Annotated in this window: 1 protein-coding gene (only partly in view); it reads left to right on the forward strand. The window is 39.0% G+C overall.

The features are described from left to right. Positions 1–22,758: the 5' portion of a DUF7507 domain-containing protein gene (locus tag ACEN2I_RS09165; protein WP_441765797.1), read on the forward strand. Its footprint extends 5,490 nt past the window's final position; 22,758 of the gene's 28,248 nt are visible here — the first part of the coding sequence; the start codon lies at positions 1–3; its stop codon lies beyond the right edge, outside the window.

The raw sequence follows: 22,758 nt of genomic DNA on the forward strand, positions 1-22,758 counted from the left end.
ATGAAATTAATTTACTCTTTTATTGATTTTACAGCGATTAAAAAAGTTTTATTATTTCTACTTTTTATATTCCCAATTTACACGTTTTCGCAAAACTGTACGGTAAATGCCAACGTTGACAGATTATTATGTCCTGGAGGAGAAGCAGCTTTGCCTCCAGATCAGTTTTATTTATTAGGGACAGCGAATGCAGATGTTGGATCTGATTTTTTACAGGATCCGGTTTGGACACAAATTTCAGGTAATGCAGTTCAGATTGTTAATCCAGGCTTAGTTCAAACATTAGTAAAAGGAGCAGCTACAGGAAATACTTATGGATTTCGATTATCGGCTAAATGTGCAGACGGAGCAACGGTTTCGGATGATTTTTACGTTACAATTTTACCAATTACAATTGCAAACGCAGGGACAGACCAAACCTATTGTCAGGGAACTTATTCGTTAAAAGGAAACTTAGTAGGCACATCTGAAACAGGTACTTGGAGCACAATAGGAAGCAATAATGCGGGAATTACTATCAGTAATAGTAGTTCACCAAATGCATCGATTACGGTTACAGGTACAAAGTCTGGAACGACTACTCTGAGATGGACAATTGTCAACTCTTCTTCAAATTGTGAATCTTTTGATGAAATTACTATTACCACTTTAGGTGGAGTCGAACCAGTTAGTGCAGGTACAGATATAATACTTTCTAATTGTTATTCATCAACTCAAAATGTAGACCTGAATGGTAGTTTTGGCGGTAATACTCCTGGAGAGCAGCAAGGAGTCTGGACAGTGATTTCAGGACCAAATGTTCCTAATTTTGCAAATACAAACAGCAATAATACCAATGTTAGTGGCTTAATTGAGGGAACTTATGTTTTAAGATGGACTGTTTCTGGCACATGTGCAAATGGTTTTGATGAAGTAACCATTACAGTTCCTGCTCCAACTGCAGATGTTACTGATGTAAATGATTCTTCTAATTATTATTGTGATGGGAGAACATCTACTGTTTTACAGGGAACAGTACCATTGTATGTGAATGAATCAGTGCAATGGGCACAAACTGGCGGGCCAACTGTTACAATTGAAAATCCTAATTCTCCCTCAACCGTTGTCTCTGGAATGACAACTATAGGTACTTATACTTTTTTATATACGTTGAGTAATAGCGCTACAAATTGTGTTTCAACAGGAACTCATACAGTAGTTTTAGAGGATATAATATCCATAGCAGCGGGTCCGGATCAGGCTTTAGATTGTGATGTTTTTTCGGCAACCATACCTGTAACTTCAACTGGAAGCGGACAAATGAGCTGGCAGATCGTAGATGGACCAACAGTAAATGTACTCTTAAATCCGAAATACCTTAACTTTCCAACAGCTTTAGTTAATTTTTCAGGTAATAGTGTAACTATAGATGACTTGAATTTTTCAGGAACTTACATTGTAAGGATCATAAAAGCGCCAAATCCGGGAAGCCAATGCGAAACAGTTTATGACGATGTTTCAATAGTTGTTTCGGCTCAACCCTCTGGTTCAAACGCCGGAACTACCCAAATTTTGGCATGTAATCTAACTTCGGCGGTTTTGGCAGGAAATATTCCTACCCGCGGAAGAGGTACCTGGTCGCAGGTCTCAGGACCTTCGTCAGCGATTTTCGCTAATGTAAATGATCCAACTACAACAGTTTCATCATTAGTAAATGGAAATTATAAATTTAGATGGACGATTTCCGGAGGAGCAGCCTGCGATGTAAGTCAGAGTATCTCTGAGGTAATTGTTTCTAGCGCAACTCCTACAACTGCTGCTGCGGGAGATGATCAAACTATCTGTTATGGAACACTACTTCAACTGCAAGGAAATACTGTCACAAGCAGTGAAGTAGGAACTTGGAGTGTTTCTCCAAGTTCAGGTATAATTTTTAGTGATGTTAATGATCCAAATGCAACTGTTTCGGGTTTGGCACAAGGAGCAGTTTATACTTTTACCTGGACGATTGAAAATGGTTGTGGCACATCGTCTGATACGGTTGACGTTACGGCCAATAATTCACAAGGTGCTACAGCTAATGCAGGACCTGATCAATGTGCTCCAACAGGAACTTCGTCTATAACTTTAACAGCAAATGATCCTTCTCCAGGAACAGGTTTATGGATTCAGACTGCTGGCGCTAATGCTACAATAACAACTCCAAGTCAATACAATACAACAGTTACAGGTTTGAGCGATGGAGATTATGAGTTTCAATGGACCATTTCTAATGTTGTATGTTCAGATGCAGTTGATAGTGTTGCCGTTACAATTGCTCCAACTATTACGGTTGCACAGGCAGGAAATGATCAAAGTGTTTGTGACGATAATGTAACCGTGATAGGAAATACTCCTGCAGCAGGTGAAACAGGTTTATGGGAATTTGTAAGTGGAGGCGATGGTCCTGTAATTACCAATCCTACAAGTCCAACAACGACAATTACTGGTTTAACCGCTGGGGCGTGGGTGTATAAATGGACCATTTCAAGAGGTGTTTGTGCAGCTTCTTCTGATTCGATACAATTAAATATTAATGAAGCTCCATCACCAGCTATTGCTGGACCAGACCAAACAGTATGTGATCAAAACAGTGTTACTCTTGCCGCAACGCCACCAACAGTTGGAAGTGGTATCTGGACGTTAATTTCTGGGCCAAATTCACCATCTTTTTCTAATGCTCTATCTGCAACTTCAACGTTATCGAATCTAATTACAGGAGTTTATGTTTTAGAATGGACGACTTATAACGGAATTAATTGCCCAGAAAATAAAGATCAGGTTACTATAAAAGTTACCGAAGTTGCAGCAGCAGGATCTGATTACGCTACTTGTTTAGAAGGCCCTCTTTATTTAAATGGGAATGATGGAAGTACAGGGACCTGGAGTTATGTTTCGGGAGGAAGTACACCGCCAACAGTTATACAAACAGGAAGCAATAGCGCAGCTGTTACTGGTTTAACTCCAGATGTATATGTGTTTAGATATACAATTGCAGCTGAAGGATCTTGCCCGGAAACGTCTGATGATATTAGTGTAACCATAAGCGGGCAAATAACTAATGCTCCAAGTGCTGGTCCAGATCAAATACTTTGTGACGCTGGTCTTGCGGGAATTCAATTGGCAGCTTCATCTCCTGACACTGGAACTACAGGAAAATGGACAGTATTATCAGGCCCTGCAGGTGGATCTTTTGTAAATGATACAAATCCGAATACAATATTTTTAAATCCAGGTTATGGAATTTATGTTTTTAATTGGACAGTAAGTGCAGGAACTTGTAATAGCTCAGATCAGGTAAGAATTGAAAATGCAGAACCGCCATCAGCGGCAGTTGCTGAAGGGGATAATGCAATTTGTGGTTCAACAACAGAACTTACAGCTACCCCGCCAACAGTTGGAACGGGAAAATGGACTCAAGAACCAGGTACGGGAACAACAACTGCAATCTTTAGCTCCGAAATTTTACCAACTACTACAGTTTCGAATTTAGAAAAAGGAACACCTTATGTTTTTAGATGGACAGTTAGTAATGGTTCAGTTTGTATTCCAACAACTACTACTGTTACGATTTCGGTTATTGAAGATTTGACGGTTCCGAATGCAGGTCCAGATCAGACTATTTGTCAGTCCAGCAACGCTACTTTAGCAGGTAATGTAATTAGTGCTGGAGGTGGAAAATGGACAATTGAAAGTGCGGGTCTAACAGGGAATTTTTCAGACGATACGAGTCCGACCTCGACATTTACAGCCAATAATTCGGGAACTTATATACTTCGATGGACAGCAACAAATGGAACTTGCAGTGCATTTGATGAGATGGAATTAACAGTCGATCCATTACCAACAACATCTGCTGCAGGAACACCAATTACAATCTGTGAATTTCAGGAATTAAATTTAGCTGCTAATAATCCAACTAGTGGTACAGGACTTTGGACACAAATTTCGGGACCGACAGCTGTTGTTTTCGAAACACCAACCTCTCCCACAACAGCTGTTTTTGGTACTAGTCCTACAGAAATCGTTTTTGGAACTCCAGTTGACCCTTATATATTTCAATGGACTATTACAAGTGGATCTTGCCCTCCAAGCTCGAGTACAGTATCAGTTGTAATAAATGCTTTACCTCCGTTGGCAGATGCGGGAACAGATCAAACTATTTGTAACACAGCAATAGCTACTTTAAACGGAAATGACCCAGGGACAGCAACAGGAACCTGGAGTTTTGTAACAAATGCAGGAAATACAGCCGTTATAACAAATCCAAATGATTTTAATTCTACAGTTACTAATCTTTCTGTTGGGACAACACGAATGAAATGGACTATCTCCAGTGGAGGCTGTACACCTTATTCTGATGAAGTTAATATTGAAAAACCATCCGATTTAATAACATCTGATTTAACAAGTGACACAACCATTTGTGTAGGCGGAACTTTAACTTTAAACACAACGCCTTCAGGAAGCGTAACGCCTTACGGCTATCAATGGCAAACTTCAGCAGACGGAACATCAGGTTGGTCAGATATTTCAGGTCAGACTAATGCTTCTTATACCACAGACAGTTCCTTAACTTTTGGGGACTATTATTACAGAGTAAATGTTTCGAATTCCTGTACTCAAATTACAAGTAGCACGGCCAAACTAATAATCATTCCAGATCCAGTAGTAACTAATCAGCCATTAGGAAATACAATTTGCTCAGGTGAAACTCATACAATGAGTGTTACTGCAACAACTACAAATAGTAATGCAGGTACACTCCTTTATCAATGGCAAAGTTCTGCAGACGAAACTTCAGGATGGATAAATATTTCTGGTGCAACTACCGATACTTATACGACAGCAACTTTAACTTCAAATTTATATTATAGAGTAAGGATCTCTCAGTCAGGAAGTGATTGCCGAACTTTTTCAGATCCTGCATTGGTCAATGTAACCACTATAACAACTCAGCCTGTAACACCCGCGCCAATTTGCGTAGGCGGTACAGTAAGTTTAAGTATTGTAGCGTCATTAAGCGGAGGGGCAGGTACACTTAGTTATCAATGGCAGCGTGATTCAGGTTCCGGTTTTGTCAATGAAACGAATCCGACAGCAACTACTTCGAATTTTACTTCAGATGCTTTAACAGCAGATACAGATTTTAGATGTATTATTACTTCATCTGCAACAAGCTGTAATTTAAATTCGGATACAGTCACAGCAGTTATTGCTATCGATCCTAATATTACAGTGCAACCTTTGGGAGGAATTATTTGTACTGGCGGAACTTTCGATTTATCTGTAACGGCAACAGGTGGAACACCAGGATTAGATTACCAATGGTATAGCAGTTCAGATAATTCAAATTTCGACTTAATAACTGGAGCAAACTCAAACACTTATACTACAACGGTATTAACTTCAGCCACCTATTACAAAGTAGAAATTTCGGCAACAGGAAATGGCTGTGGTTTAGTAACTTCAAACAGCGCTCAAGTTACTGTAATTCCAGATCCTTCGATTAGCCAACAACCCGTTGGAAACACAATATGTTTAGGTGAAACACATACCATGAATGTTATTGCTTCTGGTGATGCTTCTGGCGGTGGTTTAAGTTATCAATGGGAGAGTTCAACAGATGGAACATCAGGCTGGGCAAATGTTACAGATGGAACTGGGGCAAATACCGATACTTACACAACAGCTTCATTAACATCAAATTTATATTACAGAGTAAGAATTACGCAGAGCTTAAGTGATTGTGAAACGTATTCGGATGCAGTTCCCGTATTTGTAACAGCGATTACCGTTCAACCGGCAACTCCTGATGCGATTTGTGTTGGAGGTACAGTTAGTTTAAGTGTTACAGCTTCATTAAATGGAGGAACAGGAACATTTAATTATCAATGGCAGAGTGATTCGGGTTCAGGTTTTGCTGATGAAACCAATCCAACGGCAACTACAGCAGATTTTACTTCAGATGTTTTGACTGCAGACACTAATTTTAGGGTTATTGTTACTTCATCAACAACGAGCTGTCCTTTAACATCTGATGTGGTCACTGCAGCCGTAGTTCCTGACCCAGCAATAGATACACAGCCTCTGGGAGGAACTATATGTGAAGGAGGAGATTTTACTTTAAGTGTTCAGGCTTCTAATGGAACTCCATCATTAACGTATCAATGGCAATCCAGTACAAGTTCAGGTTCGGGTTTTACAGCTATTTCAGGTGCTACAGATAGTTCCTTGAATATAACATCATTAACAGAAACTACTTATTATAAGGTAATTGTTTCAGCTTCCGGAAATGGTTGTACAACAATTACTTCGTCTGAAGCTGAAATAACTGTTATTCCAGATCCGATTATAGTAACTCAGCCAACAGGTAATACTACAATTTGTAAAGATGGAACAGCAATGCTGTCTGTAGTGGCTTCTGGCGGTTCAGGTACTTTTTCATACCAATGGCAATCGGCACCAACTTTAGGCGGAACTTATGCAGATATAAACACAGCAACTTCTGATACGTATACCACTCCAAACCTTTCTGAAACAAGTTATTTCAGAGTTGTTGTAACCAATTCAGGTTCAGGTTGTGATGCTATTATTTCAAATGTAGCTATAGTTTATATAGGTGATATTAATGTACAGCCTGTTGCTCCGGATCCAATTTGTTCAGGTGGTTCGGCAACAGTTTCTTTAACAACTTCTGCCAATGGAGGAACGGCTACTTTTAGCTATCAATGGGAAAGTTCTGCCAATGGAACATCTGGCTGGACAGCTATTCCTTCAGCCAATTCAGACAGTTACACGACTCCAGCTTTAACATCTACAACTTATTATAGAGCAATAGTAACTACATCAACACCATCGTGTAGCTTAACTTCTGATGTTGTAGAAGTAACCGTTATTCCTGATCCTTTTATTGTGACACAACCAGCAGATGGTTCAGTTTGTCAGGGGGGTTCTTATGATTTGTCTGTAGTTGCTGCGAACGGAACTCCTTCGTTAACTTATCAATGGCAAACCAGCAATGCATTGGCAGGAACTTATAGTGATATTGCAGGGGCTGTGAGTGCCAACTATAGTACGCCTGCTCTAACAATAACAACGTATTACCGAGTTCAGGTTAGTGCTTCAGGTGATGGTTGTACAACCATAAGTTCAGATCCAGCGACAGTTACTGTGGTAGATGATCCAATAATTTCAACAGAACCACAAGATGGAGCGATTTGTGTTGGTAATAATTATTCGTTTAGTGTAGTGGCATCAGGGGCATCAGGTTTGGGAGCATTGCAATATCAATGGCAGACTGCCAATGCAACAACAGGTCCTTTCGCTAATGTTACTGACGGAAATGGAGGAACAACAGCTAATTATACCACTCCAGTATTTAACACTACAACAACCAGATATTATAGAGTTGCCATAACACAAGGAACTTCTGGTTGTGAAACTTTATCAAATACCGTTACTTTAAATATTTCAGCACTTCCTGCAAAACCTATCGGAAGCGTAACACAACAGCCTAATTGCAGTATCGCAACAGGAACCATTACAATTACTTCTCCAGCAGAAGGAACTGGTTTCGAGTATTCAATAAACGAAGGAACGACTTATCAGGCCAGTAGTATTTTTAGTGGTTTGACGGATGGAGTAAAAATAATAACGGTTAGAAAGATTGGTGCTAATACCTGTGTTTCTCAAGGAACTAATTTTACAGTTAGCAAAAGTATTTGTGCTGTGCCAGAAGTATATGCTTCAATAAATGGCGCAACAGGAGGAAATACAACTACTGTTTTGGGATCTGATACATTAAACGGAAATCCGGCCTTATTAACTACAGTAAATATAACAGTAAATTCAAGTTCTTCTCCTTTGGTAAGTTTAAATCCAACAACAGGCTTAATTACTTTTGCTTCGGGGACTCCTGCGGGAACTTATACCGTTAATTATACGATTTGTGAAAAAGCAAATCTGACCAACTGTTCATCTACCACAGAAACAGTTCAGGTAACACAATCTTTAATTGATGCAGTAGCAGATGTCGTTACTCCAAACGTGAATGGATCTAACGGAAGACCTTTAGCTATCAATGCTTTAACAAATGATAAACTAAATGGAAATGCTGTTCTTGCTTCGCAGGTTACTATTTCTGTTGTAACGCCTGCAACTTCGATAGGCGGAGGACCAGTGCCGGTGTTAAATACAACTACAGGAACTGTTTCTGTGCCTGCAGGAACTCCAGAAGCTACTTATACAATTGAATATCAAATTTGCGAAAAATTAAATCCTGCTAATTGTGATATTGCTACCATTGTAATTCCGGTCGTAGCTCCAAATATTGATGCAGTCGATGATTCTGCCAGTCCGGTTAATGGTGTAGATGGAAATCCAAATGTAATGACTGTTCTGTCAAATGACAGCTTAAATGAAGGTTCATTTACAATCGGTCAAATCAATTTAACTCAGATCGCTGGAGCTACACCAAACACGCCCGGCGCATTAGTTCCGGTTTTAAATTTAACGAATGGTGTTGTCAGTGTTCCTGCAGGAACTCCATCTGGGGTTTATACGATCAATTATCAAATTTGCGAAAAATTAAATCCTACCAATTGTGACGATGCTTTTGCAACAATAATAGTAATTGATGCCTCATTAATAGCCAATGATGATGATCTGGGACCAATTAACGGTTATGTTGGAAATCCAAATGTGATCAATGCTTATTATAGCAATGACACTTTTAATGGTCAAGTAGTCGATTTGGCATTAGTAACCCCAACGATTATTAATACTGCTATTCCGGTAACTCCAGGTGCTTTAGTCCCGGTTTTAGATGTCAATACAGGAATTGTAAGTGTGCCTGCCGGAACTCCTGCAGATGATTATACGATTGAATATGTCTTAACAGAGAATTTAAATCCATCCAATCAGGATGTAGCCTTAATTACCATCCGTGTTACTCCGGCTCCAATTGTTGCAGATGATGATACTTCATTGCCTGTCAATGGAAAAACTGGAGCATTGTCTGCATTGAATGCCTATACAAATGACAGCTTAAATGGATCTCCATTAATATTGAGTGAAATAACAACAACAGTTTTAACTCCGGCTACACCTATTCTTGGAGGACCAGTTCCAGCTTTAAATACAAATACAGGAATTGTAAGCGTTCCTGCCAATACGCCTGCAGGAATTTATACGATAACGTATAAAATTTGTGAAAACTTAAATCCAGATAATTGCGATCAGGCAACAATAACGGTAAATGTTGTTTCATCTTCAATAGTTGCCAATGACGATTCGGTTAGTGGAATAAATAGTTACACAGGTTTAGCAGATGCTTTGGATATACTTCCGAATGACACCTTAGATGGTATTTTAGTTTCACTTTCAGAAATAAATATTGGAGTAGTTACTCCAGCAGTATCGATAAACGGAGGAGCTATTCCAACGTTGAATACAACTACAGGATTAATAAGTATTCCAGCTGGTACTACGGCAGGAAATTACACGATTGTTTATAGCATTTGCGAAAAATTAAATACTACAAATTGTGATACAGCCACAGCTACAATAACTGTAAATACTCCAGTTATAGATGCCGTAAATGATTCCGTAACCAATGTGAATGGAGTAACAGGTCAGGCCAATGCTGTTAATGCTTTAACAAATGACACCTTAAACGGAGCATTGATCAATACCTCGCAAATTACGATGAGCGTATTGGTTCCAGCAGTTTCATTAGGAGGAAATGTTCCTGTACTAAATATTGCTTCAGGACAAGTTAATGTGCCTCCATTAACACCAGAAGGGACCTATACGATAGTATATCGAATTTGCGAAAATTTAAATTCGGGTAATTGTGATATTGCAACGATAAAAGTAGTAGTAGGAGCTTCAACAATTGTAGCAAACAATGATGAGGTAACCAATATAAATGGTTACGTAGGAGCAAATGCAGTGGTTAATGCCTTATCAAATGATGAGATAACAGGAATCCCAGCAACACTGAATACAGTTATTGTAAGTGTGGTAACTCCGGCGACAGCAATCGGCACAGGAAATATACCAGAATTAGACATAACAACTGGTTTGGTAAATGTACCTGCGGGTACTTCGGCAGGAACATATTCTATTGTATATCAAATTTGCGAAAAACTAAATCCATCAGTTTGCGATCAGGCTACCATTAGTATTACAGTTTTAGCCCCAGTAATTGTTGCCAATGACGACACCATAATCGGTATAGATGGTTATTTAGGTCAATCAAATATTCTGAATGCGCTTACTAATGATACTTTAAACAATAGTGCTGTTAATAGTAGTGAAATCCAGACTCAGGTTGTTGCCCCTGCTAATTCAATAAATGGTGGAGCTGTTCCGTTTTTAGATGTCGCAACCGGACAGGTGAGTGTTCCGGCAGGTACTTCGGCAGGGAATTATTTTATAGACTATCGTATTTGCGAAATTTTAAATCCAACTAATTGTAACGATGCCAGAATTACCATTTCGGTTTCTGCAGCTTCTATCGTTGCGAATGACGATGCGGTAAATAACATCAATGGATTTGTAGGTGCTGATGATATTTTGGATGTAATGACAAATGATTTGCTAAACGGACAACCCGCTAACTTATCTGAAACAGTAATTAAAATTGTACAGTCAGCTATTTCAATCAATGGAGGATTAGTGCCAACGCTAAATGTTGCTACGGGTAAAGTTACGGTCTCAGCAGGAACTCCGGCAGGAATTTATACGATCGATTATCAATTATGCGAACAATTAAATACAACTAATTGTGATACTGCAACAATAACCATAACTGTTGCTGCTCCCGCAATTGTTGCCAATGACGATTTGGTAGCAAATATAAACGGAATGACAGGCGCGGGCAATGTATTAGATGTTCTGCCAAATGATATGCTAAACGGCCAATCTACGCAATTAGCCAAAGTTAATATGACTGTCGTGCAACCGGCAACTTCAATTAACGGAGGACTAGTACCTGTTTTAAATACAAATACTGGAAAAATAAATGTTCCAGCAGGAACTCCTGCAGGTAGTTATATCATTAGATACAGTATTTGCGATAAATTAAATCCGACCAATTGTGATGAGGCAAATGTTGGTGTTAGTGTTATAGCTTCGACAATTGTAGCAAACGATGATTCGGCATCAAATATTAACGGATATGCAGGTGCATCGAATGTACTTAATGCGATCAATAATGATTTATTAAACGGACTTCCTGCAAAAGGGCTGAATGTTCAAATTACAATGCTTACTGCACCAGTTTCTATTAATGGAGGTCCGGTTCCAGTCTTAAATACCCTTACCGGTAATGTAGATGTACCAGCTCAAACACCGTCAGGAACTTACACAATTGTATACCAAATCTGTGAAAACTTAAATTCTGATAATTGTGATCAGGCGACAATTACAATTACAGTTAGTGCGCCTGCGATTGATGCTGTTGATGATACAATTACAGGAATAAATGGATATGCAGGTGCTTCTAACATTTTGAATGCAGGTATAAATGATCTGCTAAACGGTACGAATGTTATTGCGGGAGAAGTCAGTGCAAGTATTGTAACACCTGCTGTTTCATTAGGAGGAGCTATTCCGGTTTTTGATACCGTAACCGGATTTGTATCAGTTCCAGTGGGAACTACAGCAGGAACTTATACAATTGTATATCAAATTTGCGAAACATTAAATGCAACGAATTGCGATAGCGCAACGATAACCATTACTGTAAATCCTCCATTGATTGAAGCTCAGGATGATTTTGTTGCTAATGTAAATGGTTATACAGGAGCCACCAGTGTTGTCAATGCTATTACCAATGATAATCTGAATGGATCAGCAGTCCAAATTTCAGCAGTCCAAATTTCAGAATTAATTCCGGCAACTTCATTAGGAGGACCAGTTCCGGTATTAGATACAGCAACAGGATTGGTTAGTGTACCAGCCAATACACCAGCAGGAGCTTATACAATTTCATATAGAATTTGCGAAATTTTAAATCCAACGAATTGTGATGATGCGATTATAACTGTAAATGTTGTCGCAGCATCAATAATTGCAAATGATGATACTGTCTCAGGAATTGATGGATTTGCAGGTGCTAATGATGTTTTAGATGCAATTGCAAATGATAAGCTAAATGAAACAGCAGTATCATTATCTGAAATTACAATAACCATTATAAATCCAGCAATTTCTCTTGGTGGAGCTATTCCATTTTTAGACACAACAACTGGATTAGTTTCAGTTCCAGCAAACACGACGGAAGGCGGATATACGATAGTGTATCAAATTTGTGAAAACCTAAATGTTACTAATTGTGATACCGCTACCATAAAAGTAAATGTGGGAGCATCAACTATAGTTGCTAATAATGATGTTGTTTTAGGAATTAATGGATATGATGGAGCTAATGATGTTTTAGATATCGTAACTAACGATACAGTAGGCGGACTTCCTGCAGAATTAAAAGATATTAACATATCAGTAGTGATACCTGCAACATCTGTAGGAGGAGCACCAGTTCCAATATTAAATACAAGTACAGGATTGATAAGTGTTCCAGCAGGAACCCCCGCTAAAAAATATTTTATAACCTATAGAATTTGTGAAAAATTAAATCCAACTGTTTGTGATAACGCTATTGTAGGAATAGAAGTGTTGCCAGCATCAATTGTAGCCAATGACGACAATAGAATCTTACCAGTAAATGGAAAAATTGGCTTAGCTAATGCCTTAAATGTTTTTGTGAATGATACTTTTAATGGTGCACAATTAATCTTGGGTGAATTGAACGTAAGCACAATCAGTTCACCAGCACCAATTCCAGGAGCAAGTATTCCAGCGTTTGATGAGGCTACAGGAATTGTAAGTGTGCCTGCGGGAACTCCTGCGGGATTATACACTTTTAGATATCAAATTTGTGAAAAATTAAATCCAACTAATTGTGATGATGCACTAATAACAATACGAGTTATAGGAGCGCCAATTGAAGCAAATGATGATCTTGCTACAGGAATTAATGGTTTTGTTGGTGCAATAAATGTGGTAAATGTTACCTTAAACGACAATCTTAACTCAAGTCAAGTGATGTTAAGTGACATTATGATGAGTGTGTTACAACCAGCTATTGCTATAAATGGAGGACAAATTCCAGTTTTAGATATCACTACAGGACAAGTTTCGGTTCCTGCGGGCACGGCAAAAGGTGTTTACACTATTGAATATCAAATTTGTGAAAAACTAAACCCAACGAATTGCGATACGGGAATTGCTTATATATCAGTTATAAATCCAGCTATAGTTGCTAATAATGATGCAGTTACAGGAGTAAATGGTTATGTTGGATTGAATAATGCGATAAATGCAATCACAAACGATAGATTGAACGGATCGGTAATAAATTTATCTAAAATAGTAATCAGTGTTACACAAACTGCAACAGCAATAAACGGCGGTCAGATTCCAATATTAAACACAGCGACAGGAGTAGTATCTATTCCTGCAGGTACATCAGCGGGTAATTATCTAATTAATTATCAAATCTGTGAGAAGTTAAACCCAGCTAACTGTGACAATGCTTCGATAGCAGTAATTGTTGTGCAACCAGTTATCGATGCAGTAAATGATACTCCTGCCATAGTAAATGGTGCAAATAATAATCCAAATATTATTAATGTACTTACTAATGATAAGTTAAATGGGAGTGCTATAACATTTAATCAAATCAATTTATCGCTCATAACAGCTGCTACACCATTGACAGTAGGAGCATTGGTTCCAACTTTAGATACAAGTAACGGTTCAGTATCAGTGCCACAAGGAACACCAGCGGGAGCTTATTCGATAGAATATCAAATTTGCGAGAAACTAAACCCTGCAAATTGTGATATAGCAACAGTACTTGTTAGAGTTTCGGCAGCTCAAATTATTGCAAATGATGATTTCTTAGAGCCAATAAATGGTTACGTAGGTAATCTGAATGTAGCGAATGCGTTTTTAAGTAATGATATCTTTAACGGAGCAGTTGTTACGAATGCATTAGTAAAAGCTACAGTTGTTAATCCTGCTTCTCCAAGATTTCCAGGAGCAAATATTCCATTACTGGATGTTGCAACCGGAATTGTTAGTGTGCCTGCTGGAACGCCAGTGGGAATTTACACAATCGTATATCAACTGTGTGAAAGATTGAATCCAACCAATTGTGATAATGCTATTGTACGAATTCAGGTTATCGCTGCACCAATTAATGCCAATGATGATATAGCAACTGGCATTGATGGTTATGTTGGTAATGCAAGTGTTGTAAATGCGTATGTTAATGATAGTTTTAACGGAAGTGCGTTAGTACTATCTAAATTAGAAACCACAATTGTAAAACCTGCAGTCCCTATTAACGGAGGATCAGTTCCTATATTTAATACAACAACCGGCACCGTAAGCGTTCCAGCGAATACTCCAGCGGGCACTTACACGATAGTGTATCAAATCTGTGAGAAGCTCAATTCAGCGAATTGTGATCAGGCAACGATTTTGGTGCAGGTAGTGCTTCCAGTGATTGATGCCGTAGATGATCTAGCCACAGCCGTAAACGGAAAAACAGGAATAGAAAACGCCATCAATGCTTATGGCAATGACACCTTAAACGGAGCTAGTTTAGTATTGAGCCAAATCACCAGAACAGTTGTGTCCCCAGCAGTATCTATAGGAGGAGGAACAGTTCCCTCACTTAATTTAACCACTGGTATCGTAAGCGTTCCAGCAGGCACACCAGCGGGTACCTATAGTATTACCTATAAAATCTGTGAGACATTAAATCCAGTCAATTGTGATCAGGCTACCATCACCATTCCGGTAACCGCCTCTGGAATTGTAGCCAATGATGATAGTATTGCAGGCATTAACGGATATGTAGGAGCAACAGATGCTTTGGATGCCATTGGCAACGATACCGTAAATGGCAATCCAGCCTTATTAGATGAAATTACCACCACAGTAACCAGTGTGGCAGTTCCAATCAACGCAGGATTAGTTCCAACCTTAAACACCACAACAGGACTAGTGAGCATCCCAGCAGGCACAAGCGCAGGAGTGTACACCATTGGTTACCGTATTTGTGAGAAACTCAATCCAACAAATTGCGATGATGGAGTGATAACCGTTACAGTTGATGTTCCGGTTATCGATGCAGTTGATGACTCGGCACCGAATATCAATGGAATTACAGGAGAGAATGATATATTAAATGCGTATACTAATGATACGCTAAACGGAGCTTTGGTACAAGCCTCACAAATCACCTCACAAGTAACAATCCCAGCGGTTCCATTACTAACAGGGGCTTTGGTTCCCGTTTTGAATCCAGCCACTGGATTCGTAAGTGTACCAGCCAACACACCAGCGGGAACGTATACCATAGAATACGAAATATGTGAACGATTAAATCCAAGCAATTGTGATCAGGCAGTAATTACGATAGCCGTTACAGCATCTAGCATTGTAGCCACAGTTGATTCAGCAGGTAACATCAATGGTTATGTAGGAGCCAACGGCGTTATTAATGCTTTAAGCAATGACACCGTATCGGGACTAACAGCCACGTTGAGTACCGTTAACTTACAAGTTGTTACACCAGCAACGGCTATAGGCACAGCCAATGTTCCAGTATTGGATATTGCCACAGGATTGGTCAATGTTCCAGCGAACACCCCATCAGGGAGTTACAGTATTGTGTATGAGATCTGTGAGAAACTCAACCCAACAGTATGTGATAAGGCCACCATTACCATTGGTGTAATTGCTACAGACATCATTGCCACAGATGATTCGGTATCCAAAATCAATGGATTTACAGGACAAGTCAATGCAATAAATGCGTTAACCAATGATAGGTTAAATGGCAATATTGTGAAACTGTCAGAAATCACCACCCAAGTGATTACCCCAGCCACCGCAATAGACGGTCATCCGGTTCCAGTTCTGGATACCACAACCGGACAAGTGTCGATTCCGGCAGGTACCGCAGCGGGTACTTACACCATAGAATATGGCATCTGCGAAAAACTGAATCCAGCCAATTGTGACCAGGCTATAATCACCATCAATGTATTAACAGCCACTATAGTTGCCAATGATGATTCTGTAAACAACATAAATGGACTCAATGGCGCGGCAGACGTTTTAGATGTTATGCCAAATGATCTGCTAAACGGACTTCCAACAAGTCTTTCAGCAACAACATTAAGTGTTATAACACCGGCAGCCCCAATCAATAGTGGATTAGTTCCGATATTAGACATTGCAACTGGATTGATAACTGTACCGGCCAATACACCGGCAGGCACGTATCAAATCCAGTATCAATTGTGTGAGCAGTTAAATCCAACAAATTGTGATACCGCCACAGTAACTATTACTGTTACTGCTGCGCCAATCATTGCTAACAATAACAGCGCAACAGGAATTAATGGATTTACAGGAGCTGTAAATGTGGTAGATGTTTTATTGAATGATGCCCTAAATGGGATAACAGCAACTTTGACAACGGTAAATCTATCTGTAGTCCAAGGAGCTACGCCTATTAGTGGAGGATTAGTCCCTATATTGGATATAACAACAGGAAACATAAATGTTCCAGCCAACACACCTTCAGGATCTTATACTATTGTGTATCAAATTTGTGAAAAACTAAATCCAGAAAATTGTGATCAGGCGACTATTTTGATTCAGGTTGCCACTCCGATAATAGATGCCGTTGATGATCTAGCAACAGTCGTAAACGGAAAAACAGGGACATTGAATGCAGTCAATGCTTATGGAAATGATACGTTAAACGGTTCTGCTTTGGTATTGAGTCAAATTACCAGAACACTAGTTTCGCCTGCAGTTCCAATAGCAGGAGGCTTAGTTCCTACATTGAATTTAACGACAGGTATCGTAACTGTTCCGGCGGGTACACCGGCAGCTACTTATACCATTACCTATAAAATCTGTGAAAACTTAAATTCTGATAATTGTGATCAGGCGACAATTACCATTCCGGTAACGGCCTCTGGAATTATTGCTAATGATGATTCTCTTTCCGGAATCAATGGTTATGTTGGAGCTGTGAATGCTTTAGATGCTATTAACAACGATACTTTAAATGGTAATCCTATATTGTTAGCTGAAATTACCACCACAGTTATCAGTGTTGCAACACCAATAAATGGCGGTATGGTTCCTGTATTGGATACCACAACAGGAATCGTAAGTATTCCGGCAGGAACAACAGCAGGAAATTATACAATTGTGTATAGAATTTGTGAAAAATTAAATCCTGCTAATTGTGATACCGCTACTGTTTCAATTACAGTAAATGCTACGGTTATCGATGCGGTAAACGATTCGGTAACCAATGTAAATGGATTATTAGGTCAGACTAATGCTGTTGCAGCTTTAACTAATGATACCTTAAATGGAGCTTTAGTGAATACATCACAAATTACCGTTACTGTAGTGGTACCAGCGGTTTCGTTAGGGGGAAATATTCCTGTTTTAAATACGGCTACCGGACAAGTTACTGTACCACCATTAACTACCGAAGGAACTTATACCATAGTATACCGTATATGTGAAAATCTGAACTCTGGTAATTGTGATATTGCGACTATAAAAATAGGAGTAGGAGCCTCGACAATTGTGGCAAATAACGACGAGGCAACCAATATAAATGGTTATGATGGAGCAAACGCAGTGGTTAATGCCCTGTCAAATGATGAGATAACGGGAATTCCGGTAACGCTTAATACAGTTAATCTAAGTGTGATAACTCCGGCAACACCAATCGGCACAGGCAATATACCGGAATTAGATGTAACAACAGGATTGGTAAATGTACCTGCAGGTACTTCGGCAGGAACATATTCTATTGTGTATCAAATTTGTGAAAAACTCAATCCATCTGTTTGTGATCAGGCTACCATTAGTGTTAGCGTTATTGCACCGATAATTGTTGCCAATGACGATACAATAAGCGGTATAGATGGTTACACAGGGCAATCTAATATTCTGAATGCCCTTACCAATGATACCTTAAACAATAGTGCTGTTAATAGTAGTGAAATCCAGACTCAGGTTGTTGCCCCTGCTAATTCAATAAGCGGTGGAGCTGTACCATTTTTGGATACTGTAACAGGGCAGGTTAGTGTTCCGGAGGGTACTACAGCAGGAAACTATTTTATAGATTACCGTATCTGTGAAATTTTAAATCCAACTAATTGTAACGATGCCAGAATTAGTATTTCGGTTGGTTCAGCCTCTATTGTTGCCAATGAAGATGCGGTAAATAACATCAATGGATTTGTAGGTGCTGATGATATTTTGGATGTAATGACAAATGATTTGCTAAACGGACAACAAGCTAACTTATCTGAAACAGTAATTAAAATTGTACACCCAGCTATTTCAATCAATGGAGGATTAGTGCCAACGCTAAATGTTGCTACGGGTAAAGTTACGGTCTCAGCAGGAACTCCGGCAGGAATTTATACGATCGATTATCAATTGTGTGAACAATTAAATGCAGCTAATTGTGATACCGCAACTATAACTATAACAGTTGATGCTCCCGCAATTGTTGCCAATGACGATTTGGTAGCAAATATAAACGGAATGACCGGAGCGAGCAATGTTCTTGATGTTCTGCCAAATGATAAGCTCAATGGCCAAACAGCATTATTATCAAATGTCAATTTAACCGTTGTGCAGCCAGCAGCTCCAATTAGCGGAGGATTAGTACCATTTTTAAACACCAATACAGCAAAAGTAAATGTTCCGGAAGGAACGCCAGCAGGAAGTTATATCATTACATATCGTATTTGTGATAAATTGAATCCAGCCAATTGTGACGATGCAACTGTTGGTATAACTGTCTCAGCAGGTACCATTACAGCAAACGACGATTCGGTATTAAATGTAAATGGTTATACAGGAGTATCCAATGTGATTAATGCGATCAATAACGATTTATTAAACGGACTTCCGGCAAAAGTATTAGATGTTAAAATTAGCATTCTTACTGCTGCTGTTCCTATTAACGGTGGACCTGTTCCGGTCTTAAATACCCTTACCGGAAATGTAAATGTTTCGGCTCAGACACCAGCGGGAACTTATGAAATAGGCTATCAGATTTGTGAAAAATTAAATCCGGCAAATTGCGATACTGCTAAAATTACCATTACAGTTTCAGCACCTGTAATTGATGCTGTCAATGATTTGGTAACAGGAATCAATGGATATGCAGGTGCATTGAATGTTATAAATGCGGGTCAAAACGATATGATCAATGGTACCAATGTTATGGCTGATGAGGTTATTATGAGTCTGGTAACTGCAGCAACATCTCTTGGCGGAGCTGTTCCGATTTTAGATCCAGCAACAGGATTTGTATCTGTTCCGGCTGGAACTACGGCAGGAACATACACGATTGTATATCAAATCTGCGAAACATTAAATGCAGCAAATTGTGACAGTGCAGCGGTAACTATCACCGTAAATCCTGCGGTAATAGAAGCACAGGATGATTTTGCAGCCAATGTAAACGGATTAACAGGTGCATCGAATGTTGTAAATGCCATTACAAATGATAATCTGAATGGATCGACAGTACTATTGTCAGAAATTCAAATTACCGAATTAGCACCGGCGACTTCTTTAGGAGGTCCAGTACCAGTTCTAAATGTTATTTCAGGTATTGTTAGTGTTCCAGCAAATACACCAGTGGGTACTTATACTATTCAATACAGTATTTGCGAAAAATTAAATCCAACAAATTGTGATAATGCGATTATAACTGTAAATGTTGTAGCGGCAAAAATAATTGCAAATGATGATTCTGTTTCAGGTATTGACGGATTTACAGGGGCTACTGATGTTTTAGATGCCATTGCAAACGATGTACTGAATGCAAATCCTGTATCGTTATCACAAATAACAATTTCGGTATTGAATCCCGCATTGCCAATTTCTGGAGGACAAATTCCATATTTAGATACTACTACAGGACTGGTGTCCGTACCGGCAGGAACAACTTCGGGTGGATATACTATAGAATATCAAATTTGTGAAAACTTAAATCCGGGTAACTGTGATAGTGCTACTATAAAAGTAAATATAGGAACATCAACTATAATAGCAAATAATGATAATGTATCGGGAGTTAATGGATATCTAGGTGCGAATGATGTTTTAGACGTTATTTCTAATGATATTCTGGGCGGACTTCCAGCAGAATTGGCAGATATTACAATTTCGGTAGTGGTACCTGCAATTTCAGTAGGTGGAGGACCTGTTCCAACATTAAATACTACAACTGGATTGATAAGTGTTCCAGCAGGAACCCCTGCTAAAAAATATTTTATTACTTATAGAATTTGTGAAAATTTAAATTCAACCGATTGTGATATTGCTACAGCAGTAATTGAAGTTTTAGCTGCTCCGATTGTAGTCAATGACGATAATAGAATCTTACCGGTAAATGGAAAAAACGGACTGGCCAATGCGTTGAATGCTTTTGATAATGATACTTTTAATGGATCTGCTTTAATTTTAAGCGAATTAAACACGACAATTTTAAGTTCACCAGCACCAATTCCGGGAGTTAGTATTCCGTCTTTTGATACCACCACCGGAATCGTAAGTGTACCTGCTGGAACACCATCGGGATTGTATACTTTTAGATATCAGATTTGTGAAAAATTAAATCCAGCTAATTGTGATGATGCGATAATAAGAGTAATAGTTATGGCAGCACCAATTGAAGCGAATGATGATCTTGCCACAGAAATTAATGGATTTACAGGTGCAGCCAATGTGGTAAATGTTACCTTAAACGACAATCTTAACTCGACTCAGGTAATGTTAAGTGAGATTACCATAAGTGTGGTTCAGCCAGCCATTCCTATAAATGGAGGACAGATTCCGATATTGGATATTGCTACAGGACATGTTTCTGTTCCTGCAGGTACTGCCAAAGGAGTTTATACTATACAGTATCAAATTTGTGAAAAATTAAACCCAACCAACTGTGATACGGCAATTGCTTATATCTCGGTTATCAGTCCGGAAATAGTGGCGAATAATGATGGCATTACAGGAATTAACGGTTATGTTGGTGCGAACAGTATACTGAATGCAATCACAAACGACAGATTGAACGGAGCCGTAATAAACTTGTCTAAAATAAAAATTAGTGTTACGCAAAGTGCAACAGCAATTAACGGCGGTCAGATTCCTGTTTTAGACGCTACAACTGGATTAGTTTCTGTTCCAGCAGGAACTTCGGCAGGAAATTATGTAATTAATTATCAAATCTGTGAACTGTTGAATCCAAGCAATTGCGACAATGGTTCAATAGCTGTCATAGTGGTTGCTCCAGTTATGGATGCGGTAAATGATACTCCGGCAATAGTTAACGGAACCAATAACAATCCTAATATTATTAATGTATTAGCTAATGACAAGTTAAATGCAGCAGCGGTAAATCTAAGTCAAATCACTATAACATTGATTAATCCGGCAAGTCCATTAACAGCGGGAGCATTAGTTCCAACTTTAGATATTAGTAACGGTTCGGTATCAGTATCGGCAGGAACACCAGCGGGAGCTTATACAATTGAGTATCAAATTTGCGAGAAACTAAATCCTGCTAATTGTGATATGGCAACAGTATTGGTTAGAGTTTCGGCAGCACCAATTATTGCCAATGATGATGTATTGGGTCCAATTAATGGTTATGAAGGAAATCTGAATATTGCTAATGCCTTTTTAAGCAATGATACTTTCAACGGAACAGTTGTTACAAAAGCACTTGTAAAAGCTACCGTTATAAATCAAGCTACTCCAGGGTTCCCTGGGGCTAATGTGCCATTGTTGGATGAAGCAACCGGAATTGTTAGCGTACCAGCAGGGACTCCGGTAGGCAATTATACAATTATGTATCAATTGTGCGAACGATTAAATACAGCCAATTGTGATAATGCAATTGTGAAAATTGAGGTAACAGCAGCACCAATTGAAGCCAATGATGATATGGCAACAGGTATTAATGGTAACTCAGGAAATAGCAATGTATTGAATGCTTACGGAAATGATACATTCAATGGAGCCGCATTAGTACTTTCTAAAATAGAAACTACGATTGTCAAACCAGCACTTTCTGCAACAGGAAGTCCTGTTCCAGTATTTAATCCAAGTACCGGAATTGTTAGTGTTCCGGCTGGTACGCCTGCAGGAGGATATACGATTGTGTATCAAATTTGTGAAAAATTAAACCCAACGAATTGTAATCAGGCAACTATTGTAGTACAGGTTGCTTCTCCGGTAATTGATGCTGTAGATGATTTACCAGCTTCTGTAAATGGTAAAACAGGAATAGTGAATGCAATCAATGCTTATACAAATGATACGTTAAACGGTTCCGCTTTGGTATTGAGCCAAATAACCAAAACGGTTGTATCTCCAGCGGTTTCCATAGCAGGAGGACCGGTTCCAGGTTTGAATGTAAATACAGGCATAGTAAGTGTTCCGGTTAATACTCCAGCGGGTACTTATAGCATAACCTATAGAATCTGTGAGACGTTAAACCCTGCCAACTGTGATCAGGCTATTATTACGATTCCGGTAACCGCTTCAGTAATTGTTGCCAATGATGATGCTGTTTCGGGAGTCAATGGCTAT

The sequence above is a fragment of the Flavobacterium sp. W22_SRS_FK3 genome, from assembly GCF_052113665.1.
Classification (GTDB): domain Bacteria; phylum Bacteroidota; class Bacteroidia; order Flavobacteriales; family Flavobacteriaceae; genus Flavobacterium.